At 68.5% G+C, this 26,759-nt stretch carries 30 protein-coding genes; 5 read left to right on the top strand and 25 right to left on the bottom strand.

What is annotated here, in order from left to right:
* A complete protein-coding gene (locus K3G64_RS10865; RefSeq protein WP_238949796.1) occupies positions 1-771 on the top strand; it encodes a class I SAM-dependent methyltransferase in 771 nt (256 codons plus the stop codon).
* Here the strand turns inward: K3G64_RS10865 and K3G64_RS10860 are convergent.
* Positions 747-884: a hypothetical protein gene (locus K3G64_RS10860; RefSeq protein ID WP_238949789.1), complete on the bottom strand. Its 138-nt coding sequence runs from the start codon at positions 882-884 to the stop codon at positions 747-749. The genes K3G64_RS10865 and K3G64_RS10860 overlap by 25 nt on opposite strands.
* Before the next feature lie 28 nt (positions 885-912).
* A complete protein-coding gene (locus K3G64_RS10855; protein WP_238949787.1) occupies positions 913-2,076 on the bottom strand; it encodes an acyltransferase family protein in 1,164 nt (387 codons plus the stop codon).
* Between the two features lie 215 nt (positions 2,077-2,291).
* Between K3G64_RS10855 and K3G64_RS10850 the strand changes: the two genes are divergently transcribed.
* Positions 2,292-3,776, top strand: coding sequence for a glutamate--cysteine ligase (locus K3G64_RS10850; protein WP_238949785.1), 1,485 nt, complete (start codon positions 2,292-2,294; stop codon positions 3,774-3,776).
* On the opposite strand, the gene egtE is transcribed toward K3G64_RS10850, so the two are convergent.
* The 17 genes from egtE to K3G64_RS10765 all read right to left on the bottom strand — a co-directional run bounded on the left by egtE (position 3,773) and on the right by K3G64_RS10765 (position 18,908).
* Positions 3,773-4,897 carry an ergothioneine biosynthesis PLP-dependent enzyme EgtE gene (gene egtE / locus K3G64_RS10845; protein ID WP_238949783.1) on the bottom strand — a complete coding sequence of 375 codons (1,125 nt, stop codon included), beginning with the start codon at positions 4,895-4,897 and terminating at the stop codon, positions 3,773-3,775. The genes K3G64_RS10850 and egtE overlap by 4 nt on opposite strands.
* The gene (gene egtD, locus K3G64_RS10840) at positions 4,894-5,859 is read right to left on the bottom strand and encodes an L-histidine N(alpha)-methyltransferase (protein WP_238949781.1); all 966 of its coding nucleotides are present in this window, start codon (positions 5,857-5,859) and stop codon (positions 4,894-4,896) included. The genes egtE and egtD overlap by 4 nt, the downstream gene beginning before the upstream one ends.
* Positions 5,856-6,563, bottom strand: coding sequence for an ergothioneine biosynthesis protein EgtC (gene egtC / locus K3G64_RS10835; protein WP_238949780.1), 708 nt, complete (start codon positions 6,561-6,563; stop codon positions 5,856-5,858). Before egtC ends, egtD begins: the two co-directional genes overlap by 4 nt.
* Positions 6,563-7,891 (bottom strand): ergothioneine biosynthesis protein EgtB, encoded by a 1,329-nt coding sequence (gene egtB / locus K3G64_RS10830; RefSeq protein WP_238949778.1) that lies wholly within the window; start codon positions 7,889-7,891, stop codon positions 6,563-6,565. Before egtB ends, egtC begins: the two co-directional genes overlap by 1 nt.
* Positions 7,888-9,183 (bottom strand): ergothioneine biosynthesis glutamate--cysteine ligase EgtA, encoded by a 1,296-nt coding sequence (gene egtA, locus K3G64_RS10825; protein WP_238949777.1) that lies wholly within the window; start codon positions 9,181-9,183, stop codon positions 7,888-7,890. The genes egtB and egtA overlap by 4 nt, the downstream gene beginning before the upstream one ends.
* 123 nt (positions 9,184-9,306) lie before the next feature.
* Positions 9,307-9,990: a sensor domain-containing protein gene (locus tag K3G64_RS10820; protein ID WP_238949776.1), complete on the bottom strand. Its 684-nt coding sequence runs from the start codon at positions 9,988-9,990 to the stop codon at positions 9,307-9,309.
* Positions 9,991-9,994: 4 nt separating this feature from the next.
* Positions 9,995-10,423, bottom strand: a complete 429-nt coding sequence (locus tag K3G64_RS10815; RefSeq protein ID WP_238949774.1) for an organic hydroperoxide resistance protein — start codon at positions 10,421-10,423, stop codon at positions 9,995-9,997.
* 45 nt (positions 10,424-10,468) lie between these two features.
* The gene (locus K3G64_RS10810) at positions 10,469-11,929 is read right to left on the bottom strand and encodes a catalase (RefSeq protein ID WP_238949772.1); all 1,461 of its coding nucleotides are present in this window, start codon (positions 11,927-11,929) and stop codon (positions 10,469-10,471) included.
* A 231-nt stretch (positions 11,930-12,160) separates the two neighbouring features.
* Positions 12,161-12,541 carry a hypothetical protein gene (locus K3G64_RS10805; RefSeq protein WP_238949771.1) on the bottom strand — a complete coding sequence of 127 codons (381 nt, stop codon included), beginning with the start codon at positions 12,539-12,541 and terminating at the stop codon, positions 12,161-12,163.
* 238 nt (positions 12,542-12,779) lie between these two features.
* Complete coding sequence (locus K3G64_RS10800; protein ID WP_238949769.1) at positions 12,780-13,169, bottom strand: hypothetical protein; 390 nt, start codon at positions 13,167-13,169, stop codon at positions 12,780-12,782.
* 73 nt (positions 13,170-13,242) lie between these two features.
* Positions 13,243-13,479: an anti-sigma factor family protein gene (locus K3G64_RS10795; protein ID WP_238949768.1), complete on the bottom strand. Its 237-nt coding sequence runs from the start codon at positions 13,477-13,479 to the stop codon at positions 13,243-13,245.
* Positions 13,476-14,111, bottom strand: coding sequence for an RNA polymerase sigma factor (locus K3G64_RS10790; protein WP_238949766.1), 636 nt, complete (start codon positions 14,109-14,111; stop codon positions 13,476-13,478). The genes K3G64_RS10795 and K3G64_RS10790 overlap by 4 nt, the downstream gene beginning before the upstream one ends.
* Positions 14,108-14,623, bottom strand: coding sequence for a YkgB family protein (locus tag K3G64_RS10785; RefSeq protein ID WP_255727996.1), 516 nt, complete (start codon positions 14,621-14,623; stop codon positions 14,108-14,110). Before K3G64_RS10785 ends, K3G64_RS10790 begins: the two co-directional genes overlap by 4 nt.
* Positions 14,624-14,898: 275 nt before the next feature.
* Positions 14,899-16,008, bottom strand: coding sequence for a DUF4185 domain-containing protein (locus K3G64_RS10780; protein ID WP_238949764.1), 1,110 nt, complete (start codon positions 16,006-16,008; stop codon positions 14,899-14,901).
* A gap of 44 nt (positions 16,009-16,052) precedes the next feature.
* Entirely contained in the window at positions 16,053-17,087 is a 1,035-nt protein-coding gene (locus K3G64_RS10775) for an aspartate-semialdehyde dehydrogenase (protein ID WP_238949762.1), read from the bottom strand.
* 2 nt (positions 17,088-17,089) lie between these two features.
* Positions 17,090-18,355 carry an aspartate kinase gene (locus tag K3G64_RS10770; RefSeq protein ID WP_238949760.1) on the bottom strand — a complete coding sequence of 422 codons (1,266 nt, stop codon included), beginning with the start codon at positions 18,353-18,355 and terminating at the stop codon, positions 17,090-17,092.
* 103 nt (positions 18,356-18,458) lie between these two features.
* On the bottom strand, positions 18,459-18,908 hold the full coding sequence (locus K3G64_RS10765; RefSeq protein ID WP_238949758.1) for a hypothetical protein: 450 nt from the start codon (positions 18,906-18,908) through the stop codon (positions 18,459-18,461).
* Positions 18,909-19,106: 198 nt separating this feature from the next.
* Between K3G64_RS10765 and leuA the strand changes: the two genes are divergently transcribed.
* On the top strand, positions 19,107-20,939 hold the full coding sequence (leuA, locus tag K3G64_RS10760) for a 2-isopropylmalate synthase (protein ID WP_238949757.1): 1,833 nt from the start codon (positions 19,107-19,109) through the stop codon (positions 20,937-20,939).
* Here the strand turns inward: leuA and K3G64_RS10755 are convergent.
* Together K3G64_RS10755 and K3G64_RS10750 are read right to left on the bottom strand one after the other, a co-directional pair.
* Positions 20,936-21,226, bottom strand: a complete 291-nt coding sequence (locus K3G64_RS10755; protein WP_238949756.1) for a hypothetical protein — start codon at positions 21,224-21,226, stop codon at positions 20,936-20,938. The two genes, leuA and K3G64_RS10755, sit on opposite strands and share 4 nt — an antisense overlap.
* Positions 21,227-22,216, bottom strand: a complete 990-nt coding sequence (locus tag K3G64_RS10750; protein WP_238949755.1) for a DEDDh family exonuclease — start codon at positions 22,214-22,216, stop codon at positions 21,227-21,229.
* Positions 22,217-22,301: 85 nt separating this feature from the next.
* Here K3G64_RS10750 and K3G64_RS10745 point away from each other — a divergent pair, with 85 nt between their 5' ends.
* Together K3G64_RS10745 and K3G64_RS10740 are read left to right on the top strand one after the other, a co-directional pair.
* Entirely contained in the window at positions 22,302-23,561 is a 1,260-nt protein-coding gene (locus K3G64_RS10745; RefSeq protein ID WP_238949754.1) for a Mur ligase family protein, read from the top strand.
* 37 nt (positions 23,562-23,598) lie between these two features.
* Positions 23,599-24,270 (top strand): type 1 glutamine amidotransferase, encoded by a 672-nt coding sequence (locus K3G64_RS10740; protein ID WP_238950593.1) that lies wholly within the window; start codon positions 23,599-23,601, stop codon positions 24,268-24,270.
* Between the two features lie 45 nt (positions 24,271-24,315).
* On the opposite strand, the gene K3G64_RS10735 is transcribed toward K3G64_RS10740, so the two are convergent.
* The 4 genes from K3G64_RS10735 to K3G64_RS10720 all read right to left on the bottom strand — a co-directional run bounded on the left by K3G64_RS10735 (position 24,316) and on the right by K3G64_RS10720 (position 26,683).
* The gene (locus K3G64_RS10735) at positions 24,316-25,203 is read right to left on the bottom strand and encodes an endonuclease domain-containing protein (protein ID WP_238949749.1); all 888 of its coding nucleotides are present in this window, start codon (positions 25,201-25,203) and stop codon (positions 24,316-24,318) included.
* 116 nt (positions 25,204-25,319) lie between these two features.
* Positions 25,320-25,718 carry a hypothetical protein gene (locus K3G64_RS10730; RefSeq protein ID WP_238949747.1) on the bottom strand — a complete coding sequence of 133 codons (399 nt, stop codon included), beginning with the start codon at positions 25,716-25,718 and terminating at the stop codon, positions 25,320-25,322.
* A gap of 11 nt (positions 25,719-25,729) precedes the next feature.
* Positions 25,730-26,341 (bottom strand): recombination mediator RecR, encoded by a 612-nt coding sequence (gene recR, locus K3G64_RS10725; RefSeq protein ID WP_238949744.1) that lies wholly within the window; start codon positions 26,339-26,341, stop codon positions 25,730-25,732.
* Between the two features lie 9 nt (positions 26,342-26,350).
* A complete protein-coding gene (locus K3G64_RS10720) occupies positions 26,351-26,683 on the bottom strand; it encodes a YbaB/EbfC family nucleoid-associated protein (protein WP_238949742.1) in 333 nt (110 codons plus the stop codon).
* Positions 26,684-26,759: the final 76 nt, after the last annotated feature.

The following is a 26,759-nucleotide window of genomic DNA, read 5'->3' as shown; positions in this document are numbered from 1 at the left end:
ATGGACTACATGGCAGAGCCGCTCACCGACATTGACCGCATGCCGCGCGGCGGCCCCGACGCGTCGTGCCTGGACCGGCTGTTGCAGACGGATCGGCTGGAATACCTCGACCGCGACTCCGACGGCGACGCCGCCCTGCAGGCGCGCAAGCGCAGCGTCATCCGCGCGCTCGAGTGGACCGGTGAGAAGTTCGGCAACACCGAGCGATTCGCCGCGATCGCGCTCGAGGAGGTCGCCGACGTACCGGATCCCAGCATCCTCGAGCTGGGCGCGGGCCACGGCGGGTTGTCGCGCACGCTGCTCGACTGGCATCCCACCGCCCGGCTCACCGTCACCGATGTCGAGGCCGAGTCCGTCGCGGCGATGGCGCGAAGCGACCTGGGCTCACACCCGCGCGCGGTGGTCAAACGGATGGACGCCACCGCGATCGACGCCGCCGACGGCGAATTCGATCTCGCGGTGTTCGCGCTGTCGTTTCACCATCTGCGGCCCTCGCCGGCGTCGCGGGTGCTCGCCGAGGGCACCCGCGTGGCCAACGCGCTGCTGATCATCGACCTGCCGCGCCCGCCAGCACCACTGCACCTGCTGCAACTCGCGATGATGCTGCCGCTGGCGCCGGTACTGCCGTTCGCCCACGACGGCGTGATCAGCTCGCTGCGTACCTACAGCCCGTCCGCGCTTCGCGCGCTCGCCGCACACGCCGACCCGCGAATCGAACTCGAACTGCGCGGCAAGTTCCTAGGCCCTCAGGTGGTGGTGGCCCGCCGCTGACGCTCGACGGCGCGCCCCACCGACGGCCAGCGTTCGTGCCCGTACTCGATCAGGGCGTCGAGCACGTCGTACAACGCGGGATACCGCGCGATCAGCACACCGATCAGCTTCACGCGATCTTGATACCCGCCTGTCCGCCCGTCAAACCGTGACCGGCGTCTTTCGCGTACGGGGCCGGGTCAGCCGATGCAGCAGCCAGGCGGCCGGGACGGTGAGCGCCAGCGTCACGAGGAACAGGATCACCACCGAACCGGTGTAGACCGGCCAACGCAGCACGGACACCATCGCGATCTCCATCACGAGCACGTGCAACAGGAAGATCTCGTAGGAGATCTCACCGAGTCGCACCATCGGGGCGCTGGCGAGCAGTCGGGAGTACCAGCCGGTGTCGCCGAGGGCCGGCGGTGTGACGACGAGCGTCGCAATCGCCGCGTAGAACGTCACCTTCACCACGTCCTGGCCCAATGTCAGTGCCGGAGCGTCGATCTCGCCGGCGATCGGGGTGGCCGTGACGAGGTAGGTGGCGATCGCGACCGGCACCGCCGCCAGCGCGTAGCAGCGCAGGCCCTCGGCGGCGAGCACCGCGAGCACCATCCCGCCGACGAACCAGACCAGGTAGTGCGGCAGCCACAACCCGGCGCCGTTGGGCAGCCAGTCGGTGGTGTGCACCACCAGAAGCCACAGCGGGCTCATCGCCCCGAGTGCGGCCAGGCCGGCCAGCAGTAGCCCCGGGCGCCACCGGCGGCGGCACAAGACCACCAGCAGCAGGTAGGCGAGCACCGGCAGCGCCGCGTAGAACGCCACTTCGACCGCCAGGCTCCACATCTGGGTGAGCCCCTGGTGCATGAAGGCGGTGAGGTAGTTCTCGCTGTAGATCTGCGTCAACGTGAGGTGGCGCAGCAGCCCTTCGGCCGTGTGGCCGGGGTTCGGGGAGAGTTCGCGGAACTGGTACACCCCGTAGGCCAACAACACCGTCACGACGTAGGCAGGCATGATGCGGCGGACGCGACTGCGCGCGTACCGGCGCAGGCACGGCGGCGCGGTGTCACCGGCCGTCGCGCGCACCCATGCGCCGAACAGCAGGAAACCCGACAGCACGAAGAAGACCGCGACCCCGATCTCCATGCGCGCGAAGACGTAGCCGAGGTATCCGCGGTTGTACGCGCCGGTGCCGTAGGCAGCATGGGTGGCCATCACGAGCAGGGCGGCGACGGCCCTGACACCGGTGAGCGACGCGACGCGGTCGACCGTCGAGACCTGTTCGAGCCCGCCCTGCTCGGCCTCACCTGACCATGGCGCTGACACGGCGTCAGTATCAGATGCTGACCGAGTAACCGCGATCCAATTCGATGACCCGCCCGCCGGAGATCACGGTCGTGGCGTTGCCGATGAAGGTGACGGTGACGTCCATCGGGGTGGACTACCCGCCCGGGCGCGCCTCACGCGCCGAGCGACCGCAGAATGCCCACCAATCGCGGCGTGTCCGGGTGCAAACACGGTCGCTCGCCGACAATGGCGGGGTGGGCGAAGAACTGAAGCGGGCCGACTACAGCCGCGCGCACCGCCGCGAGTACCGCCGCAAGGTGCAACAGTGTCTCGACGTGTTCGAAACCATGCTCAGCCAGTCGAGCTTCGACTTCGAGCGGCCGCTGACCGGCATGGAGATCGAGTGCAACCTCGTCGACGACGCCTACCAGCCCGCCATGAGCAACCAGGAGGTGCTCGAGGCGATCGCCGACCCGGCGTACCAAACCGAATTGGGCGCCTACAACATCGAATTCAACGTTCCTCCCCGCCGGCTGCCCGGTCGTGCCGCCCTCGAACTCGAGGAGGAGGTGCGGGCCAGCCTCAACGCCGCCGAGGCCAAGGCAAACCGTCACGACGCGCACATCGTGATGATCGGCATCCTGCCGACGCTGATGCCCGAGCACCTGTCGGGTCACTGGATGAGCGAGTCGACGCGCTACCAGGCGCTCAACGACTCCATCTTCACCGCCCGCGGCGAGGACATCCTGATCGACATCGTCGGACCGGAGCGGCTGAGCCTGCAGACCGGGTCGATCGCCCCCGAGTCGGCGTGCACCAGCATGCAGCTGCACCTGCAGGTCTCCCCCGCCGACTTCGCCAAGAACTGGAATGCGGCGCAGGTGCTGGCGGGCCCGCAGCTCGCGCTGGGCGCCAACTCGCCGTACTTCTTCGGCCACGAGCTGTGGTCCGAGACCCGCATCGAGCTGTTCGCCCAGGCCACCGACACCCGTCCCGACGAGCTCAAGGCGCAGGGGGTGCGACCGCGGGTGTGGTTCGGCGAGCGCTGGATCACATCGATATTCGACCTGTTCGAGGAGAACGTCCGCTACTTTCCGTCGCTGCTGCCCGAGCTGTCCGACGAGGACCCGGCGCGGGAACTGGCCGAGGGACGTACCCCCAAGCTGGCCGAGCTGCGGCTGCACAACGGCACCATCTACCGGTGGAACCGGCCGGTGTACGACGTGGTGCACGGCCGGCCGCACCTGCGGGTGGAGAACCGGGTGCTGCCCGCCGGCCCCACGGTGGTCGACATGATGGCCAACGCCGCGTTCTACTACGGCATGCTGCGCTCGCTGTCCGAGGAGGACCGGCCGCTGTGGACGAAGATGAGTTTCGCTGCCGCGCAACACAACTTCATCGAAGCAGCGCAGCGCGGTATGGAGGCGCGGCTGTACTGGCCCGGGCTCGGCGAGGTGACGCCCGACGAGCTGGTGCTGCGCCAGCTGCTGCCGATGGCCCACGAGGGACTGCGCCGGTGGGAGGTCGCCGCCGAGGTGCGCGATCGGTATCTCAGTGTGATCGAGGGCCGCGCCAAGACCGGGCGCAACGGCGCCGCCTGGCAGGTGTCGACCGTGCGGGCGCTGCAGGAGCGCGGCATGCCCCGGCCGGCCGCACTGGCCGAGATGCTGCGCCGGTACGGGGAGCGGATGCACAGCAACCAACCCGTGCACACCTGGGACGAGGGGTTCGACGACTAGATGTTCTCGGCGGCGACGGCCAGCGCCTCGGCGAACTGAGCGAGATCGTCGCCGGTGACGTCGATATGCGGCGATGCCCGCAGCACCGGCCCCGTCATCTCGAACGGCGCGCGCAACTGTTCGGCATAGGTGGTGACGATGCCGCGCTCGGCGATCAGCCACGACCGCACCTTCTGCGGGTCGGCGCCGCCGGTCGGGGCGAGCGTGGTGATGGCCGTCGGCTCGCCGGCCGCCTCGACGACGCGCCAGCCGACGACATCGGCCACCGCCTCGCGGGTCATCCGGCCGACCTCGGCCAACCGCGCACGCACCGCGGCCGGACCGGCCGCCAGATGTTCCCCGAGTGCGACCGAGAAACCCACGCGCGCGGCGATGTTCGCCTCGCCGTACTCCAGACGTTGCATGACGGTCAACGGCAGATTCCAGTCCGGCGGTGGCAAGCGCGGACGCAGTCGCTCGGCCGTCTGCGGCGCGACGGCCAGGAAGCCCACGCCGCGCGGGCCTGCGATCCACTTGCGCGACGAACCGTAGATCGCCGCCGGACCGACCGCGCAGTCGAGATGCCCCAGCGCCTGCGCGGCGTCGACGACGAGCGGCAGGTCCAGGTCCTCGCAGACGGCGGCCAGCGCCGCGAGCGGCTGCGCCACGCCGCGGTGGCTGCCCAGCGCGGTCAGGTGCACCAGAGCGGGACGATCCGCCGCGAGCCGCTGGGCGGCGGCGTCGACGTCGAGGCGTCCGTCCGCGTCAGCCGGCAGCGGGCGGACCTGGAAACCGTTGGCGGACATGATCGCCAGGTTCGGTCCGTACTCACCCGGTAGGCAGGCCAGGGTGCGTGGGCCCGGCCATGCGGACAGCAGCAGGTCCAACGCGTTGTTGGCGCCGGTGGTGAAGGCGACGCCGGCCGGGCCGAGTCCGGTCAGCACGCCGATCGCGGCGCGGCCCGCGTGCAGTGCGGGCGTGGCGGCCTCTGCCGCGACGTACGCGCCGACCTCGGCCTCGTGGCGGGCGTGTGCGGCGGCGGCGTCGATGGCCGCGTAACTCTGGCGCGACGCGGCACCGCTGTCGAGGTGGACGCCGGCGACCGGCGGCCGCGCCGCGCGCCAGTGGTCGGCGATGCTCATTTCGCCGACAGCGACAAGCCGAAGTCACCGGCGGCGTCGGTCCACCAGTGAGTGCGCCGCAGACCTGCCGCGGCGAGTTCGGCCGCTATCCCGTCGGCCCGGAACTTGCACGAGACCTCGGTGAGGATCTCCTCACCGTCGGCGAAGTCGACGGTCAGCTCGAGGTCGGTGACGGTGATCCGCTGAGACCTGTTGGCGCGCAACCACATCTCGATGCGCTCCTGGTCGGCGTTCCACTTGGCGACATGGTCGAATGCGGCCAGGTCGAAGTCTGCGCCCAGTTCCCGGTTGACCACCGCAAGCACGTTGCGGTTGAACCGCGCGGTGACCCCCGCGCTGTCGTCGTAGGCGCACAACAGTCGGCCGGTGTCCTTGACCAGGTCGGTGCCCAGCAGCAGCGTGTCGCCGGGCGCCATGGTGTCCGACAGCGCCGCCAGGAAGTCGGCACGCGGGCCGGGGGTCAGGTTGCCCATCGTCGAGCCGAGAAACGCGAACAGGCGCCGCCCATGGCGCGGGATCCGATCCAGGTGTTGTTCGAAATCGCCGCATACCGCGTCGATATCGACGCCGGGATACTCATCGCCGATCGCGGACCCCGCCGCCGTCAGTACACCGGCGTCGACGTCGAACGGGATGAACCGGCGCAGTGAGCCGGTGTCGCGCAGCGCGTCGAGCAACATCCGCGTCTTCTCCGAGGTGCCGCTGCCGAGTTCGACCAGAGTGTCGGCGCCCGATGCCGCGGCGATCTCCGCCGAGCGCTCGTGCAGGATCTGCGCCTCGGTGCGGGTCGGGTAATACTCGGGCAGGCGGGTGATCTGGTCGAACAGGTCACTGCCGACCGAGTCGTAGAACCACTTGGGCGGCAACGACTTGGGCGTCTTCGTCAGCCCGTCGAGCACGTCTTTACGCAGCGCAACCGCGGCGGAGTCGGCGGACAGGTAGTTCGACAGCGAGAGGGTCATGACGATCCTTTCAGCGCCACCAGTTCGACATCTCTTCCCTGCACGCGGACGAGATGACGGTCGGGGATCTCCCGCCAGCCCGGGTCGTCGTCGTAGGGCTCGCTGGCGAGCACCACACCGTCGGGTCTGCGCAGCACTGACAGGGTGTCGCCCCAGGTGGTAGCCAGTAGCCGGGACCCGTCGCCGGCCAGGACGTTCAGGCGGGCGCCGGGGTCGGCGGCGGCGACCTCGACGACCGTGTCGCCGAGAGTGTCGAGGCCGCGGTCGAAGATGAGCGCCGCCAGCAGGGCGCTGTCGTTGGTGGACTCCGCGCGCGGGGAGAGCGGCAGCGCCGCTCGGTCCACCAGCCCGTTGTGGGACAGCAGCCAGCGCCCGTCGGTGAACGGCGCCGCGGCCGTCGCCTCGATCGGCATCCCGACGCTGGCCGACCGCACGGCCGCGACGATGCAGCCGCTGCGCAGCGCAGGCGCCACCGACGCGAACGAGGCGTCACCCCACAGCGGCGTGGCGCTGCGCCATCTGCGTGGGGTGTCGCCGTCAGGCGCATCGGCCGAGTAGAAGCCCACCCCCCAACCGTCGGCGTTCATCAGCCCGTGCTTCTGGCGTCGCGGCGAATAAGACTGCACGAGAAGGGCATTGGCAGGTTCGAGCACCAATGAGGCCACCGACACCGGCTCGCCGAGCCATCCGAGATGCCGGCACATCAGGTTTCTTCTCTTCGCGCGAGCGGCTCATCGCCGGCGTCCCAGGCCAGGCGCACGCCGGAGAAGATCTGCCGCCGGATCGGGTGGTCCCAGTTACGGAAGCTCGGCCGCAGGATGCCGGCCGCGACCGCCCACGAACCGCCGCGTAGCACCTTGTAGTCACCCGCCCCACCGCCTTCGAAGAAGGGCACCGAGTAGCTCTCGTAGATCATCGGGATGAAACCGGGCCACGGCCGAAGCGGCGAGGTGGTCCACTCCCAGACGTCGCCGAGCATCTGCTCGGCACCATAGGCCGATGCGCCCGCCGGATAGGCGCCCACCGGTGCAGGCCGCAGCGCATCGCCGCCGAGGTTGGCCAGATGTGTCGTCGGCTCGGAGGCACCCCAGGGATAGCGGCGCCGCGCGCCCACCGCGGGATCCCAGGCGCAGGCCTTCTCCCACTCGATCTCGGTGGGCAGCCGGGCACCGGCCCAAGCGGCGTACGCCTCGGCTTCGAAGTAGGTGACGTGCTGTACGGGTTCGTCGGCGGGGATGTCCTCGACGCGGCCGAACCGGGTGCGGGTGCCCGCGAGATCCCCGGTGTTCCAGAACTGCGGCGCCCGCAGCCCGGCGTCCTGCCGGTGCGCCCAGCCGGGTTGGGACCACCACCGGGGTTCGTCGTAGCCGCCGTCGTCGACGAACTCCTTCCACTCGCCGTTGGTGACCGGCACCCGGCCGATCCGGAAGGCGGGCACGTCGACGACGTGGGCGGGACGTTCGTTGTCGAGCGAGTGCGGCTCGCTCACCGCGTCGACGCCGAGCACGAACTCGCCGCCCGGTACGAGCACCGACGTGCCCGCGACACCCCCGCGGCCGGCGGGCAGTTGTGCACCCGCGTCGAGCAGCGGTGCGCCCGTGCGCAGGTTCAGCGCCTGCAACATGGTTTCGTCGTGTTGGCTCTCGTGGCTGATCACGAGCGCATAGGTGAATCCCGAGTCGTCGTCTGGCAGAGCGTGAAGGCGCTCGAGCACCTTGTCCCGCACTGTGCGGCAGTACGTCCTGGCATCCGAGGGCGGCAGCAGCGGCAGGTTCACCCGGCTGGCGCGCGAGTTGACGAAGGCGTCGTAGAGGCGCTCGACGGCCGGGGCCAGCATCCCGGGGCGGTCCGGATCGCCATCGCGCAGCAGCCAGAGCTCCTCCTGCTGGCCGATGTGCGCGAGGTCCCACACCAGTGGGCTCATCAGCGGGCTGTACTGACGGCCCAGTTCGGCGTCCTCGAAGTCGACGAGTCGCAGCGTGCGGTCCCGTGCCCTGGTCAGTTCGCGCGCGATGGTCTCGCGTGAAGTCACGTCTCCCCTTGTGCGAGTTGGGCGACCGCGGGCGCGATCCCGTGTTTCACGGCGCGGTCGGCGAAGTCGTCGGCCGGACACCGTCCCTGTTCGACCGAACGCACCAGCTGCTGCATCGATTCCTGCACACCGGCCGGAGCGCGTTCGGCGGCAGCCAGAACACATCGCTGCGCGGCGGCCCACAGGCGGCGGTCGCCCAGCCCGATCTGTGCCGCGCGGTCCCACGCGGTGGCGACCGACTCGGTCACCTCGGCGGCGAGTTCGGCGGCCTGCGGGTCGTCGAGCAGCGTCACCAGTGTGAAGACCAGCGCAGGCCACACCGCCTCGGGCACGCTGTCGAGGTAGCGGATCTCCAGCCACCGGCGCGGCCGCACCGGCGGGAACAACGTCGTCAGGTGGTAATTGAGGTCCGCTTGGGTGGGTCGTCGACCACCGAGCAGCACCCGGCCTTCGGCCCAGTCGGCGAACGGCACCCATTGGGTCACAGGCTCGGCCGCTCCGGTGGCGTCGTCGTTGACCAGCATGACCGGCGCCTTGAGGGCATAGCGCGCCCACTCGCTGGCGGGGTCGTCGCCGCTGGAGCCCAAGATGGGTCCGCATCGCGCCGAGTCCAGCTGACTCCACACCCGCTGTCGGGTGGAGCGCCAGCCGGAGAAGCGGCCACCGAGCAGCGGCGAGTTGGCCGCGACGGCGATCATCACCGGGCCCAGCGCGTGGGCGAGCCGCACCCGGTCGGCCCAGCCGTCGCGCGGACCGGCGTCAAGATTGACCTGCACCGAAGCCGTCGACGTCATCATCGCCGCGCCGGCGGCACCGGTCTGGCTGGCGTCGAAGAACATCTCCATGGCGCGATAGCGGGCGCCGGGATTGACGCGTGCGGGCGGACGCAGCGGGTCGGCGCCGAGCAGCACCAGACCGAGCCCGGCGCGGGCGAACGCGCCGCGCAGCACCTCGCGGTCCGCGGTCATCGCCGTGATGGCAGGCAGCGCTCCCGGCATAGGCGGGCCGGACAGTTCGACGGCGCCCCCGGGTTCGACGGTCACCCTGCTGCCCCCCGGCAGCTGGGGGAGATCGGCGATGGTGGCCGTGAGCTGATCCCACGAGGGCCGCTTCATCGGGTCCGCGAGGTCGAAGCAGTGGGCCTCGATCTCCAGTCCGACCTGCCCCACCGCTCCGTCGGTGAGGCAGTTGCCCCCGATGTGCAACGCCGCGCTGTAAGCGTTCGACAGCTCGGCCGCAGCGGTCGAGGGTGGGTGCGCGTCGTCCACCTCGGATGTGATGGTGAAGGTCATTCGAACCATCCCCTTCCCGCTGGGCCGATTGCCGCTTCCACCCATCTTCGGAGAGGACACCGACAAAGTCGCGCGGTTTACCGATGACGCCTTGGTTACAGGTACCCGACTCCCACGCGACCGCTATTGCCCCAGCGTGTTCTGCATCGCCCCGGCCAGGACGTTCACGGCCGGACCGCCGTTGCCAGGTTGACATACCTTCGCCTGCAGCAGAACGTTCTCCCGTTTCCGAGTGGTGGTGAAGCAGCGGCGGTCGATGCCCGCCTCCTGCTTGACCCAGTCGGTATCGGTCGCGGTGGTGGGCCCGCCGGTGAACGACCACACCTGGGTGGTGAGGTTGTCCAGGTGCATGGCGGTGGTCTGGCCGCTGCAGCCGACGGTGCGGTCGACGACGCGCCGGAAGGCCCGCTCGGCGGCGTCATTCGTGGCGAACACCCCGACCGCCTGCTTGACGAAGTGCGTCGCGTCCGTCGGGGACTCCTGGGCCACCGCACCGTTGAAGGAGGCCAGGTCGGGGTCGGCGTAGACATCCGGCAGGCCGATGTCGGCCCAGTTGTTGCAGACCGGGACGTCGACGTAGAACGCCTGGAACGGTTCGGTGAACACCGACTCGAAACGCAGTGTGGCGCCGACGATGTTGCCCACCGATCCCTTCGGCAGCACGGCATAATTGACGACGCCGGGGTCCGACGGACGCGCGGACGCCACGTCTGCCGGCGCCGCCAACAGCACACCCACCGCCAGACCGACGCCCGCGACGGCGGCGGGCGCCTTACCCCCGCCGTTGCGCGGCCGCCGGAGCGTCACCCGACTAGACCTTCGCCGACAGCTTGACGTCGATGTTGCCGCGGGTGGCTTTCGAGTACGGGCACACCTGGTGCGCCTGGCTCATCAGGTCGTCGGCGGTGCTCTGCTCGAGACCGGGCAGGTAGCCGATCATGTGCGCGGTGAGGCCGAAGCCACCCTCGGAATCCGGGCCGAAGCCGATCTGCGCGGTGATCGAGCTGGCCTCGTCGACGTCGATCCCGTTGTTGCGCGCCATCAGCCGTAACGCACCCAGGAAACAGGCCGCGTAGCCGGCGGAGAACAACAATTCGGGGTTGACGCCCTCACCGCTGCCGCCGACCTCCTTCGGCGGGCGGGTGTCGAGATCGATCTGGCCGTCGGCCGACTTGACGTGGCCGTCGCGGCCACCTCCGGACGCGGTGGACTCTGCGGTGTACTTGACCTCAATGCTCATGAGCTCGATCATGCCAGCACGAGCGCTGAGGGCAAGACGCCCCTGTCAGGCTCCGTTGCCGTCGACCTTGGCCCGCACTCCCTCCTCGACCTTCTTGCCAAGGTCGGGGTCCACGTTGCGCCAGTACTCGAACACTCGCGACAGCACCGGCTCGCGCACACCCTTAGAAACATGACCAACGATGTTGTGCACCAAACGATCTCGTGCCTCGTCATCGAGTACCTCGCGAACCATGGTGCCGGCCTGGCCCCAGTCGTCATCGTCTTCGCGCAACGTATAGGCCACGCGCACCATGTCGCCGTCGGAGGCCCAGTGCACCTCGGCCGCCCGCCGCGGGTCGGCCTCGGGCCCACCCATCGAGTTCGGGGTGTAGATCGGATCGGTCACGTTGCGCACCCGCATCGCACCGTCTTTGGAGTACGCGCGCACATCGACCTTCGGTTCGTTGACCGGAATCTGCTTGTAGTTCACTCCGAGCCGGTGGCGGTGCGCGTCGGCGTAGGAGAAGCCGCGGGCCAGCAGCATCTTGTCCGGGCTCAGGCCCGTACCCGGCACGATGTTGTTGGGCTCGAACGCCGCCTGCTCGATCTCGGTGTGGTAGTCGGTCACGTTGCGGTTCAGCGTCATCTTGCCCACCTCGTGCAGTGGGTAGTCGCCGTGCGGCCAGACCTTGGTCAGGTCGAACGGGTTGAAGCGGTAGCTCTTGGCGTCCTCGAACGGCATGGCCTGCACGTGCAGCGTCCAGCTCGGGAAGTCGCCGTCCTCGATCGAGTCGTACAGGTCGCGCTGGTGGTAGTCGCCGTCCTCACCCGCCAGCTGGTCGGCGTCCTCCTGGGTGAGGAAGTCGATGCCCTGGTCGGTCTTGAAGTGGTATTTCACCCAGAACATCTCATCGTCGGCATTGAGCCAGCTGTACGTGTGGCTGGAGTAGCCGTTCATGTGCCGCCACGTCTTCGGGATGCCCCGATCGCCCATCAGCCACGTGACCTGATGAGCCGACTCGGGCGAGAGCGTCCAGAAGTCCCACTGCATGTGGTGATCGCGAACGTTGCTGGCCTGCAACCGCTTCTGGCTTCTGATGAAGTTCTGGAACTTCATCGGGTCGCGCACGAAGAACACCGGCGTGTTGTTGCCCACCATGTCGAAGTTGCCTTCGGAGGTGTAGAACTTCAGCGCGAAGCCGCGCGGATCGCGCCAGGTGTCCGGGCTACCCCGCTCGCCGGCAACGGTGGAGAAGCGGGCGAGCATCTCGGTCTTGGTGCCCGGTTGGAACACCGCCGCCTTGGTGAACTCGCTGACGTCGTGGGTGACCTCGAAGTGGCCGAACGCGCCGCCGCCCTTGGCGTGCGGTTGACGCTCCGGGATGCGTTCCCGGTTGAAGTTGGCCATTTGCTCGATCAGGTAGTGGTCGTGCAACAGGATCGGACCGTCCGGGCCGACGGTGAGCGAGTGCTCAACGCTCGAGATCGGGTTGCCTGCGTCGTTCGTCGTGTACTTCTCGGTCATCAGGTCTCCTGGAAGTCGGACGGCTGCGGGCCGAGCCGCCGTGAGGGGAGTCCCCCTATGTGGATCGATTCCAAACATCGCAGATCGCCGAGGGCCGCATGCTTCATTCGCCTGAATCGGCGCCCTGCGGTGTGGCTCAGAGGCCGGTGGGTTCCTGATGCCGCGGGTGGCGACTGCGGCGCGTTCGGCTGTGACTCGATCGGGTGAGGATCCGTGCGCACCGCGGGAGACTCAAGGCGCCGGATTCACCGCGATGGCGGGGGGTGCATTGGTGCAGCCGATGGGTAGCGTGCAGACGGGAGCGCGACCCGGATCGACCTCAGTCAACGGCGGCCCTGTCACGTCGGGCAATTGACGGGGCGGCAGCGCGGGGTTGGCGGGTTCGACGGCGTTCTTGAGGGTTTCCGGATCGATACACGCCCCGGTGCGCATCACGCCCCCGGCGTGTTCGCAGCAGTAATCCGTGGGCATGTCGCGCTCCAGGCACGATGCGAAGTCCTGTTCCTTGTACTCCGCGTTCGCGGGAAATGTGAACAGGGCAGCCGTCACAGCGAAACCGCTTGCGACGACGGCCGTCCGGACGAGTCGGCGGACGCAGGGTTGGTTGGTCATCCGATTTCCTTTCACGTCGTTGTCCGGCGCCGGCTGCCACAGCCAGGAAACGCGGACCCTGACGCCGAAAGGTGAATGGTTCGCGACTCTGTGGTATAAGCGACCCTACGCCGCCGGGGGCCGAGTGCATAGGTGCACTTTAACGGCGGTTTCGATGATCTTTCCCTCGCGCGGTCATCAACCGTTGGCCACAGTCGAGGGCCCGGCGCGCGAACGGCGGGCCCTCGATCGGTTGACGCTACGGCCGGGGAGTGGTTGTCGTGGTCGGTGCACTCGGCGACTGGGGCGATTGCGGGGGCTGCATGCCGGGAGCGCCGGAGGGTGGCCGCATGACGTCGGCCCGCGGACCCATCGGGAACATCGGCGGCCCGCCACGATGGAAGAACGCGGAGTCGTGATCGCCGCGGTGCCCGCCGCCCCGCTGCCCGTCGGCATTCTTGCCGAGGATGAAGCCGGAGAAGAACACCACGGCGACGATGAACACCACCCCGGCGACGATGCCGACCCAGGCGGCGACGGTGGTGAGGCGCGACCCGCGCGTCTGAACGTGCGCGGGGGGTGCGGGCGGCGGAGTTGTCGCGGCGGGGTCCGTCACGGATTCGGCGGAGGACGACGTTGGTTCAGTCATGGCGTCGATTCTGCGAACCGAACCCATGCGCCGGTCCTGTTTTCGCTGTGAATCGGCTGTGAGGCCGACCGACTCACCGCCAGTCTCGAAAGGTCGCCAGGAGTTTGTTGCGGAACTCCGGATCGAGTTCATCGCCGACATCGGCCAGTGTGGTGATCGTCGTGCGGAATTGCTGCAGATAGTTCTGGCAGCCGTCGCACTCCACCAGGTGCAGGTCGAAGCGCGCACGCGAATCGAGGTCCAACGAACCGTCGAGGTACGCGGTGACCAGTTCCACCAGTTCGTTGCAGTCCATCGGTCCTGTGCTCATGACCCTGCCGCCAGATACGTTTCGAGTGCCTGACGGACGGCGGCCCGCCCCCTGTGCAGCAACACTCGTTGATTCGCGACGCTGATCTCGAGCAATTCGGTCACTTCTTTCGAGTCGAAGCCATAGATGTCGCGCAAGGTGACGACGATGCGCTGGTTGTCCGGCAGTTTGTCCAGTTCGCGGCGGGCGACGGCGACCATCTCGTCGCGGAGCACCGATCCCTCCGGAGACTCCGGGAAGGGCGACGGCATGGAGTCGGCCCTCCAATGCCCGGCCCACCGGTCGTCCACGTTGCGGAATCGCGCCGCATCGACCGTGCTTCCGGTGAACGCGGCGAACTCTGCGTCGCCGCTGCGTTGTTCGGCCAGGCCCCGCTTCTTCGCGATGTTGATCAGAACCGTGAAGAGCCATGTCCGCACGCTCGATCGACCTTCGAATGCGCCGATTCCCTTGAGCAGGGCGATCCACGTCTCCTGCACGACGTCCTCGGCTATTTCCCGGGTGGACACGTAGCCGCGCGCCACCCGCAGCATGGCAGCGGTGTGGCGCTCGACCAGCAGCGCGAATGCGCTCTCGTCGCCTGACCGCAGTGCGGCGACGAGGGCGCCTTCGTCTTCGGCGACGGCCGTCATCGTGCAGCGAGGGTAACTCCGGTCGACCGTGCGGCGCGTAGCGAATCGGCCAGGGTCCACGCCGCGGCGCCGAGCAGCACCACGTCCTTGATGAGGAACTGGCCCGTCACCGACAGGAACGGGAAGCCGCCGGCCGACGCTTCGAAGACACCGGGTGTGGTGAACAGGAAGCTGATCGTCGCCGCGAAGATGCCGATGGCCAGCACGCTGCCGAGCGCTGAGACTCTCGGCCACCACGGCTTGACGGCGATCAGCACCGCGGTCGCGACCTCCATGACGCCGAGCAGCGCCGAGAACGTCGTCACCGAGAAGATCTCGTAGAGCCAACCCATGAACGGGCTGTTGGCGACCAGCGGCTGGATCCCCTGTGCCTCGTAAGCGGTGAACTTGAGCAGCCCGATCCAACCGATCACGAGCGCCAGTCCGAAGCGCAACAACGCCGCGCTCGGGTGCACTGTCGACTCGACGGTGGCGGCCGTCCTGCTGGTGAAGACATCCTTGATGGTGGTCATGACACTCCTTCGACTCCGGGCAGCGCGTGCGGTGCTGCGTACAGTGCTGAGTGCCTCGGCAGGGCGGAAGCGTTACAGCCGTCGAAGCAGACGACTTTGATTTCGCAAGAATGCTTGATCGATGCACGTTCGATGCGCTAGACATGCTGTGTCCATCCGGCCGGGGTCGACTACCAAGTCCGATTCGTCCCCCAACGTGCACTGTGATCGGCCTATCGGAGGCAACCCCCTCGCATCACAGCGGATCCCGCCGGGATGGATTCCCGCTCGACGTCTCACGGCTTGAGCGGGTTCACCGCGAACTGGATGACCCGGTAGGGCGAACCGCCGCGGGGGCCGGTGTTCCACTGGCTGACGAACACCCGCACCTCGTCGAGCGTCGATCCCGGTGAGATGTACCCGCCGTAGGGCTGGGCCAGCCTGTTGTTCTCCGGCGGCCCCAGTTGCTCTGCGGGTTCGGGCCATTCGGTCGCGACGACGACCGTCGTCACCGGCGCTGTGCCCAACCGTGTCGGATCGTCGGCCACCCGCATTTCCATGTTGCCGGTGGTGGCGTTGAAGTATGACAGCACCGTCTTGCCGTCGATCTGGCGGATGCTCATCTCCCCGATCAGGTCCGGCCACAGCGGTGTCGGCGGATGACCCCAGCCGTCGACCGATGACCAGCCCTGCCAGCCGGACCGGTCCGCGAAGTCCTGCGGTGTCGTGCGGTACAGCGTCAGCGGGTCGGTGCGGTCGAAGTTGTTGGCCACGATGTACACCCACCCGCGCTCGGAGTCCGGCCGCGGGATCGGATCGTAGTAGCCGCTGATCTGCGACTGTCCGCCGTCGGCATAGGACGCCGCCCGCGTCGAACGCGGCACGGTCGGCCACTGCGGTTGCGCCGCATCGGCTTTCACTAGCCGTGACGTGCGCGGTTCGAGCTCCTTGGTAGTGGTGACGAGCAGATAGTTCTCCCGGTTGATCTGCACGACGCCGGCAGGCAGCTGTGACTCGCCCCGTGGCGCGGGTTCGGCGAGCAGTGGTTTGTCGACGCCGGTCACGCCGTCGTAGCGCACACCGGCCGGATCGTCGATCGAGTCCGTCTCGACGTGCAGCGCGATCGGCGAGTACCAGCCGCCGTAGCCGACACCCTGACCAGCGAAGCTGTCGCCGCACACCTGCAGGATGCCGCTGGGGAACTCCATGAACTCGCACAGATCCGTCGCGCCGATACCGTAATCACGGGTGGGCGTACCGGTTCCGGCCGTTGGGCCGATGCGGATCACCTGCCCAGGCGCCAGCGGCGGAAGTACGGGATCGGGGATCGGCGCTGCGGGCTGTGCGTGCACAATTGGCACAGCGACCGCACTCGGGACCGCCGAGATCGACGAAATGGCGAGCATCACTCGTACTTTGTCGCCCAAACGTGAGTTTCGGCGAGATGGGGTCACAACGCGGCGGCCAGCAATTCGGCGATCTGAATCGTATTGAGCGCAGCACCTTTTCGCAGGTTGTCACCGGATACGAACAACGCCAGACCGCGCCCGTCGGGAACACCCGGATCCTGGCGAATGCGACCCACCAGGGAGTCGTCGACGCCGGCGGCGGCCAACGGGGTCGGCACGTCGACCAGTTCGACACCCGGCGCTCCTGCCAATAGCTCCTTGGCGCGCTGCACCGAAAGAGGATGGGCGAACTCGAGGTTCAGCGACAGCGAGTGGCCCGTGTACACCGGTACACGCACACACGTCCCGCTCACCGCGAGGTCGGGGATGCCGAGGATCTTGCGGCTCTCGTTGCGCAGCTTCTGGTCCTCGTCGGTCTCGCCGGAGTCGTCCTCGACATAGGAACCGGCCAGCGGGACGACGTTGAACGCGATCGGCGCGACGTACTTCGACGGCTCCGGGAAATCCACCGCGCCGCCGTCGGCCACCAGGTCCCGGCTGGCGGCGACCACCGCGGTGGCCTGACCGAAGAGTTCCTCCACGCCCGCGATCCCACTGCCCGAAACCGCCTGATAGGTCGAGGCGATCATGCGCACCAGGCCCGCCTCGTCGTGCAACGGCTTGAGCACCGGCATGGCGGCCATCGTGGTGCAGTTCGGATTGGCGATGATGCCCTTGGGCCGCTGTCCGGCATCCCTCTCGAAGTTGACCTCGCTGACCACCAGTGGCACGTCGGGGTCCTTGCGCCACGCCGACGAGTTGTCGATCACGACGGCGCCGGCTTCGGCGAACCGCGGCGCCTGCACCCGCGACATCGTCGCGCCTGCCGAGAACAACGCGATGTCCAGACCGGCCGGGTCGGCGGTCGCGGCGTCCTCCACCTCGATCTCCTGGCCGCGGAACGGCAGCTTGCGGCCCTGCGATCGCGCGGAGGCGAAGAACCGCACCGAACTGGCCGGAAAGTCGCGTTGCTCCAACAGCGTTCGCATCACCTGGCCGACCTGACCGGTCGCGCCGATCACCCCGATGTCGACCATCGTCAGCGCCCCGTCCCCGCGTAGACGACGGCCACCTCGTCGCCGCCCAGCCCGAACGCCTCGTGCAGCGCGCCGACGGCCTTGTCGAGTTCGGTGTCCTTGATCAGCACCGAGATTCGGATCTCGGAGGTGGAGATCAGATCGATGTTGACCCCGACCTCGGCCAGCGCCTCGCAGAACCTGGCGGTGACGCCGGGATGGCTGCGCATACCCGCGCCGATCAGCGACACCTTGCCGATGTGGTCGTCGTAGAGCACCTTGGAGAACCCGATCTCCTCCTGCAGTGACGTCAGCTTCTCCACCGCGCCCGGCCCACTGTCGCGCGAGCAGGTGAACGTGATGTCGGTCTTGCCGTCCTCGATCTTGGAGATGTTCTGCAACACCATGTCGATGTTGACGTCGGCGTCGGCGACCGCGCGAAACACCTTGGCGGCGTAGCCGGGAACGTCGGGCAGACCGACGACCGTCACCTTGGCCTCACTGCGGTCGTGGGCTACTCCGGTCAGGATGGCGTCTTCCATGGGGATGTCCTCTATCGATCCTTTGACGAGGGTGCCGGGCTTGTCGGTGTACGACGAACGCACATGAATCGGAACGTCGTAGCGACGGGCGTACTCGACGCAGCGCAGCATCAGCACCTTGGCGCCGCACGCCGCCATTTCGAGCATCTCCTCGAACGTCACGGCGTCGAGGTGCTTGGCGTTCGCCACGATCCGCGGGTCGGCGGTGAAGATGCCGTCGACGTCGGTGTAGATCTCGCACACGTCGGCGTTCAGCGCCGCGGCCAGCGCGACGGCGGTGGTGTCCGAACCGCCCCGGCCCAGGGTGGTCACGTCCTTGCTGTCCTGGCTCACCCCCTGGAATCCCGCGACCAGCACGATGAGTCCCAGGTCGAGGGCTTCACGCAACCGGCCCGGAGTGACGTCGATGATCTTGGCGTTGCCGTGCGTGCTGGTGGTGATCACGCCGGCCTGCGACCCGGTGAACGAACGGGCCTGGGCCCCCAGCGAGTCGATGGCCATCGCCACCAGCGCGTTGGAGATGCGCTCACCCGACGTCAGCAGCATGTCCATCTCTCGCGCGGGCGGCGCCGGGCTCACCTGGCGGGCGAGATCGAGCAGGTCGTCTGTGGTGTCGCCCATCGCCGAGACCACGACGACAACGTCGTTGCCCTGCTTCTTCGTCTCGACGATCCGCTCGGCGACGCGACGAATCCGCTCGGCGTCCGACACCGAGGATCCGCCGTACTTCTGCACGACGAGCGCCACTGACCATGCCTTTCAATTGCCGGGGAAGATTGCACCAAGGATAAGGGGTTCGGTGCATCCGATTTATCCCGCCGGGGGGCGGGCACTCAGGACCCGACCTTGATCAGCCGGAACAGGCCTCCGACAGGTCGGCGAGCTTCTGCTGTATCTGGTCGTCGAGCGCAGCCATCTCGTAGACGACCCGCGGGGTGGGGGCGCCAGGGGCCTGCGCGCCCGAGGCGGTGCGCAGTTCGGGTAGCTTGCGCACGAACTGGTCCGCCAAGTCGGCGACCTCGACGGCGGTGAAACGCAGCTCAGGGGCGTCGATGGCGCGCGCACGTTCGGCCAGGCCGTCGGCCCACTGCCGGTAGGCGATCTCGTCGGCCGAGCTCGGCAACCCTGTCGTGCCTTCGCTCTTGGCTTCGATGGCCTGGCCCTGCGACGTGTTGAACTCCAACAACTCCAGCACCGGGCGGCACTCCTCTGGAGGTTGCCTGATCACGGAGTACACCAGCGCGATCAGCGCCACGACGGCGACACCGATCGCGACCCACCACCGTCGATCGAGCCTCACGCTCGCACTCTAGCCAGCGGCCCGGTCGTCATCCTCCCGGCCGGGTTTGGTGTGGCGGCCGGGTCGGGAGTATCGTGACGCGGGTGCAGCGGGTGCTCCTTCTCGGCAGCCGCGACGGGTTCTGACCAGACCGGCTTCCCGTCGCGGGTGTTCGCGATGCGCCGGTCGTGAGTCCATCGACAACCCGGAGCAGACACCGTGACCACCTTCTCGAAACCCGCACCCGATTCGCCTGACGCCTTCGCCTGGTCGGCTGACGCGCGCCAGATCCAGCAGCCCGTCGGCCCGCCGCATCCGGGCCAGCCCGCCTGGAACACCCAGCGCGGCTCGGCGATGCCGGTCGGCCGCTACCGCAGCTTCTCCGACGAGGTCGAGCGGATCGCCCTGCCCGACCGGACCTGGCCGGACAAGATCATCGACCGCGCGCCGATGTGGTGCGCGGTCGACCTGCGCGACGGCAACCAGGCGCTGATCGACCCGATGAGCCCGGCCCGCAAGCGCCGCATGTTCGACCTGCTGGTGCGCATGGGCTACAAGGAGATCGAGGTCGGCTTTCCGTCGGCCAGCCAGACCGACTTCGACTTCGTCCGCGAGATCATCACCGAGGGTGCGGTGCCCGACGACGTCACCATCCAGGTGCTGACACAGTGCCGTCCCGAGTTGATCGAGCGCACGTTTGAGGCCTGCGAGGGCGCACCGCGGGCGATCGTGCACTTCTACAACTCCACGTCGATCCTGCAGCGCCGCGTGGTGTTCAAAGCCGACCGCGAGGCCGTCAAGGCGATCGCCACCGACGGCGCGCGGATGTGCGTCGAGGAGGCCGCGAAGTACCCGCAGACCAAGTGGCGGTTCGAGTACAGCCCCGAGTCCTACACCGGTACCGAACTGGAGTATGCGGTCGACGTCTGCAACGCCGTCGCCGCGATCATCGAGCCGACTCCCGAGGTGCCGCTGATCGTCAACTTGCCCGCCACCGTCGAGATGGCGACCCCGAACGTCTACGCCGACTCGATCGAGTGGATGCACCGGCACCTGACGCCGCGCGATGCCATCATCTTGAGCCTGCATCCGCACAACGATCGCGGAACAGCCGTTGCCGCAGCCGAATTGGGTTACGCCGCGGGCGCCGACCGCATCGAGGGCTGCCTGTTCGGCAACGGGGAGCGCACCGGCAACGTCTGCCTGGTGACGCTGGGCATGAACCTGTTCAGCCGCGGCGTCGACCCGCAGATCGACTTCTCCAACATCGACGAGATCCGCCGCACCGTCGAGTACTGCAACCAGTTGCCGGTGCCCGAGCGCCATCCCTACGGCGGCGACCTGGTCTACACGGCGTTCTCCGGCAGCCACCAGGACGCGATAAACAAGGGCCTGGACGCGATGAAGATCGCCGCCGACGAGGCGGATTCCGACGTCGACGACATCCTCTGGCAGGTGCCCTACCTGCCGATCGACCCACGCGACGTGGGGCGCACCTACGAGGCCGTGATCCGGGTGAACTCGCAGTCCGGCAAGGGCGGGGTCGCCTACATCATGAAGGCCGACCACGGCCTGGTTCTGCCCCGCCGGCTGCAGATCGAGTTCAGTCAGGCGATCCAGCGGATCACCGACGGCGAGGGCGGCGAGGTCTCACCCAAGGAGATGTGGGACGTCTTCGCCGAGGAGTACCTGACGCCGCTTCGGCCCCTTGAGCGGATTCGCCAGAGGGTCACCGCGTCAGAGGTCGACGGCGGTACCGACACCATCGAGGCGGTGGTCAAGATCGACGGCGCAGAGCGCGAGATCGTCGGTGCGGGCAACGGGCCGCTGGCGGCGTTTGTCGACGCGCTCGGGGCCGTCGGATACGACGTCAACGTGCTGGACTACTCCGAGCACGCGATGTCGGCAGGGGAAGAGGCGAAGGCGGCGGCCTACGTCGAGGCGTCCATCGGCGGGCGCACGGTGTGGGGCGTGGGCATCGCGACGTCGATCACCACTGCGTCGCTGCGTGCGGTGGTCTCGGCGGTCAACCGCGCCGCGCGCTCGACCTAGTCGACCAGCGAGAGCCGGAAGATCACGCCCAGCAGCGCGAAGATCACCAGCGCCGACACCAGGTCGAACCACTGGAACGGGTAGAGCGAGCCGTCGATCGACAGCACCAGGATGGTCTCGACGAGCCCGAACAGGACGAGGAAGGCGCCGAGCAGGACGCGCGGCTGTCCCCGGTGCAGCTGAGTCCTTCGCAGCTCGACGGCCAGGGTCAGCAGCAGTACGGGCAGTATCTGGGCGAGCGCCGCGGCGGTCGCGACGTCCACCAGCGTGATGCGGTGAATCGCCATTCAGAACAGGGCGAACTGGTCGCCCGCATGTGTGGCATCGGTGAACTCCTCGATGCCCCGACCGCCGACGACGGTGTCGAGGCTGCGCATGAACTCGCCGTCGCTGACCAGGGGGACGCCCAGCTCGTTGCCGTGATACCCCTTGCCCTGTTCGGGCCGCGGTTCGTTGCAGACGATCAGCGACGTCTGCGGGTCGACACTGTCGGTGTAGGCCAGGCCGGCGTGCAGGATCCGCTCGATGAGCTCCTCGTGGGTGCGCTCCACCTCCGACGACAGCGCGACCCGCATGCCCTGCACCAGCGGCCTCCCCGCCACGTACCGACCGGGGTTCAGGTACGCGCACGGCAGCCGTGCTGCCACCGCCTTGAGCGGCCGCAGCTCGTCGTGGGTGACGAGCCCGTTGGGCCAGCTTCGCCGCGTTACCGGGTGCACCGGCAACCAGACCCGCCGCTCGCGGGCCCGCACCAGTACCGGCTTGAGGATCTGCGCGAGCACCAGCGCGTCGTCGAGCGCGTCGTGCGGCTTCATCTGCGTGATGCCCCAGTGGGCGGCCAGCGTCTCCAACCGCAGGTTCTCGGCGCCCAGAGCCAGCCGGCGGGTCAGCTCCACCGTGCACATCACGGTGTCCGTCGGCAGCTCGGCACGCACGAGTTCGGCCTCGGCGGCCAGGAACGAGTAGTCGAAGCCGACGTTGTGCGCGACGAGGGTGCGTCCCTCCAGCAGCTCGACGAGGGAACCGACGATGTCGGCGAAGGTCGGCTGGCCCTCGAGCATCTCGGCCGTCAGGCCGTGCACGTGCGTGGGCCCGGGATCGACTCCGGGGTTGAGCAGGCTGTACAGGCTCTGTTCGACGTTGCCGTCGTCACCGAGGGCCAGGGCCGCGATGCTGACGATGCGAGCCTGGCCGGGCCGGAAACCCGTGGTCTCCACGTCGACGACCGCCCACCCCGCACCGGTCTCCGTCGCCGGCCTACCCCAGGTTCGGCTCACTTCGTCAGGATGGCACGGTGCGCTGACAATGCCCGGGAGCTCGCCGAGTCGCTCGATAACGTGTCGGCTACCTAAAATGCCTCCGATGGTCACCACTCGTGGACGCGTCGCGCTGGCGGCGGGCGCAGGTGCGCGTTGGGCGTCGCGGGTCACCGGCCGCGGCGCAGGAGCGATGATCGGTGGGCTGGTGGCGCTGGCGCTGGACAAGTCGTTGCTGCGCCAGCTCGGCGCGGGCCGCCGCAGCGTCGTGGTGACCGGCACCAACGGCAAGTCCACCACCACGCGGATGGTGGCGGCCGCCCTGCGCACCATCGGCTCGACGGAGCCCGGCGGTCGGCGACATCGAACCGTGGCCACCAACGACACCGGCGCCAACATGGACGCCGGGCTGGTGGCGGCCCTGGCCGGTGCCCGCGACGCCGCCCTGGCCGCTCTCGAGGTCGACGAGATGCATGTGCCGCACGTGATGGATGCGGTGGACGCGGCCGTCGTCGTTCTGCTGAACCTGTCGCGCGACCAACTGGACCGGGTTGGCGAGATCAACCACATCGAGCGGACGCTGCGGGCCGGGCTGGCCCGTCACCCCGCGGCGGTCGTGGTCGCCAACTGTGACGACGTGCTGATGACGTCGGCGGCCTACGACAGCCCGAACGTCGTGTGGGTCGCCGCGGGCGGCAGCTGGGCCAACGACTCGGTCAGCTGCCCGCGGTCGGGGGAGATCATCGTCCGCGACGGACGCGACTGGTATTCGACCGGAATCGATTTCAAACGGCCGACACCGCACTGGTGGTACGACGACACCGACATCCACGGACCCGACGGGTTCTCCATGCCGATGACGCTGGCGTTGCCGGGCACCGTCAACCGCGGCAACGCCACCCAGGCGGTGGCGGCCGCGGTCACCATGGGCGCCGACCCGGCCGCGGCGGTGGCAGCGGTGTCCTCGGTCGACGAGGTCGCCGGCCGGTACCGCACCATACGGATCGGCGAGCACACCGTGCGGGTGCTGTTGGCCAAGAATCCCGCCGGCTGGCAGGAGGCGCTCTCGATGGTCGACAAACACGGTGCTGGCGTCGTCATCTCGGTCAACGGTCAGGTGCCCGACGGTGAGGACCTGTCCTGGTTGTGGGACGTGCGGTTCGAGCACTTCGGGGATACGAATGTCGTGGCCGCCGGCGAACGCGGTACCGACCTCGCGGTGCGACTGGGCTACGCAGGCGTCGAGCACACCCTGGTGCACGACACGCTCGCGGCCATCGCGTCGTGCCCGCCCGGACACGTCGAGGTGATCGCGAACTACACGGCCTTCCTGCAACTGAACCGGAGACTGGAGCGCCGTGCCTGAGTCGACGGTGCGGATCGGGCTGGTGCTGCCCGACGTGATGGGCACCTACGGTGACGGCGGCAACTCCGTCGTACTGCGAGAGCGATTGCGCCTACGCGGGATCGACGCCGAGGTCGTCGAGATCACGCTGGCCGACCCGGTGCCTGCCGAACTGGACCTGTACACGCTCGGCGGCGCCGAGGACTACGCGCAGCGGTTGGCGACCAAGCATCTGCTGCGCTACCCGGGCCTGCAGCAGGCCGCCGCGCGGGGCGCCCCGGTGCTGGCGATCTGCGCGGCCATCCAGGTGCTCGGCCACTGGTACGAGACGTCCGCGGGTGAGCGGGTCGACGGCGTCGGCCTGCTCGACCTCACCACCTCGCCGCAGGCCGAGCGCACGATCGGCGAGGTGGTGTCCAAGCCGTTGCTGCCGGGTCTGACCCAGCGGTTGACCGGCTTCGAGAACCACCGCGGCGGAACCACTCTCGGCGCGCAGGCGCAGCCGCTGGCTCGCGTCGAGAAGGGTGCGGGCAACCGTGCCGGCGACGGCATCGACGGCGCGGTGCAGGGCAGCGTCGTGGCGACCTATCTGCACGGCCCGTGCCTGGCCCGCAACCCGGAGTTGGCCGACCACCTGCTGAGCCGTGTCGTCGGGGAGTTGGTACCTCTGCCTCTCGACGAGGTGGAGCAGTTGCGCCGGGAGCGCCTGGCCGCGCCTCGCCGGGTGTAGTCCCCACGCCGCCGCGCCTTGCGGCCCTTTTCGCCCAAACCAACGTTACGCCGCGAAATCACTGGAAGAACCTGCCAGTTCGTCCATCTGGGCGCGGCGAGCGGACCGGCGAGTGAACTCGGCGCGCACCCGCGCGATGACCTCCGTCGGCCGATCCTCGGCGACGACCCGAACGATCCGCCAATCACGCTCCTCGAGCATGCGGATTCGGCGTATGTCCTTGACGTATTGCCCCCGGTCGGTGCGATGCTGGTCGCCATCGTATTCGACTCCGAGCCGAAGCTGGCGCCACCCCATGTCGAGATACGCGATCGGAAAACCGCCGTCGAGCACCGGGATCTGGGTCTCCGGCACGGGGAAACGGGCGTCGATGAGCAACAGACGGAGCCAACTCTCTCGCGGCGATTGTGCACCGACGTCGACCAACGGCAGCAGTTCGCGGAGTTGACGGACGCCGCGTGCCGGGCCGTATCGGTGCAACAGCTTCGCTACGTCGTCTTCCTGAAACGGCCTCGCCCGCATCAGCGCATCGAGACGGGCGAGCGCGTCGTGTCGCGCCAGGAGTCGGCCCAGGTCGAAGGCTGTCCGCGCCGGCGTGGTGAGGGGCAGCCCCGATACGCTCGTCACCTCGTCGTCGGCGATGCGGTCCATGTGGATCACCAAGCCGCGTTGTCGACGGCGCTCGTGGTCGATGATGTCGATCGGGTGATCGGCATCGACGAACTTCGCGCCGTGTAGAGCCGACGCCACGACACCGGAGAGCACGCCTCGCCGATTCGATGCCAACCAGGCGCCGACAGCGCGGTCGTAGAGTGTCGGCGTGGTCGACTTCGGAATGTAGACGCCGCGGAAGATCGTCCGGTACCACCGCCGTAGTTCATGCCGCGTTATTCCGTCTGCCAGCGCCTCTCGGCCCAGGAATACCTCCCCCATGGCATGCATCGTTGCTCCGCGGTCCGACATCCACCCCGAGATCGACATAACGGCGGGATCTACTCGCACTTGTGCGGCGAAACGTCGGTTTGGGCGAAAGAAAGGGCGCGACGAAGCTATAGGCCCAGGTCGCGCAGAAACTCCGGCTTGTAGGCCTCCAGGATCACGTAGCGCGGGTCGGGCGCCGGGGACTCGGGTGCGTCGTCGGCGACCTCCTGTCCGCTGGCCGGATCCACCCATTCCTGACGTGCGGGCTCCCATCGGCTGAGCGTGTAGCCCGCGCTCACATCGTCGTCGGCCACCAGCGCGCGCACGGTGCGCTCGGCTTCCTGCGCGTCGGCGAGGCTGCGGGTGTAGAGCTGGATGCGGTCGCCGTCGCGTGTCACCGTCACCGTCGACCCGAGCCGCTTGCGGGCGTCGTCGTCGAGGTCCAGCGTGCGCAGCTTCTCCCAGAACGACAGCCGGTGCTCGTCGCTGCCGAGCTCGACCTCGACCTTGTACTCCTCGTCGGCCATAGTTCCTCTCCTCAGGCCATCGCCCGGCGGCCCGACAGCGCGCGGCCCAGGGTCAACTCGTCGGCGAACTCGAGGTCCCCGCCCATCGGCAGACCCGACGCGATGCGCGTCACGGTGAGCCCCGGGATGTCACGCAGCATGCGGACCAGGTACGTCGCGGTGGCCTCGCCCTCGGTGTTGGGATCCGTCGCGATGATCACTTCGCTGACGTCCACGCCATCGACCTGCTCGCCGATTCTGTTCAGCAGCTCCCGGATCCGCAGCTGGTCGGGTCCGACACCGGACAGCGGATCCAGCGCCCCACCCAGGACGTGGTAGCGCCCACGGAACTCGCGGGTGCGCTCGACTGCCTGCACGTCCTTGGGTTCCTCGACCACGCAGACCAGCGACGCGTCCCGCCGCGGGTCGGAGCAGATGCGGCAACGGTCCTCGTCGGAGACGTTGCCGCACACCGCGCAGAATCGCACCCCGTCGCGCACCTTGTTGAGCACCGCCGTCAGCCGGTCGATGTCCGGCGGCTCGACCGACAGCAGGTGAAACGCGATCCGCTGCGCGCTCTTGGGCCCGATACCGGGCAGCTTGCCGAGCTCGTCGATCAGATCCTGGACGGGTCCTTCGAACATGGAGGGCGGTTACATCCCCGGCAGGCCGAGATTGCCCATCCCGCTGGCCAACGGCCCGAGCCGGTCGTGCGCGAGGATGGTGACCTGTTTGGACGCGTCGGCGATGGCACCGACCACCAGGTCCTGCAGCGTCTCCGGATCGGCCGGATCGATCACCTTGGGGTCGATCGACACCCCGACGACCTCGCCGCTGCCCTTCATCGTCACCTGCACCAGGCCGCCGCCGGCCTGGCCGTGCACCTCGGCGCTGGCCAACGCCTCCTGTGCCTCCATCAACTGCTGCTGCACCTGCTGCGCCTGCGCCAGCAGGGCCGACATGTCGGGTTGGCCTCCGGGTTGCATGCCTGGTCCCCTTGCCTGTTGGTCGCGGTCCGGTTTCGACTTGGTCTCGCCTCGCCCGCACGTGGCGGTTTGGTCT

The organism is Mycobacterium sp. IDR2000157661 (assembly GCF_022317005.1).
Taxonomy (GTDB): Bacteria; Actinomycetota; Actinomycetes; order Mycobacteriales; family Mycobacteriaceae; genus Mycobacterium.
This window is presented reverse-complemented; position numbering and strand designations above follow the sequence as displayed.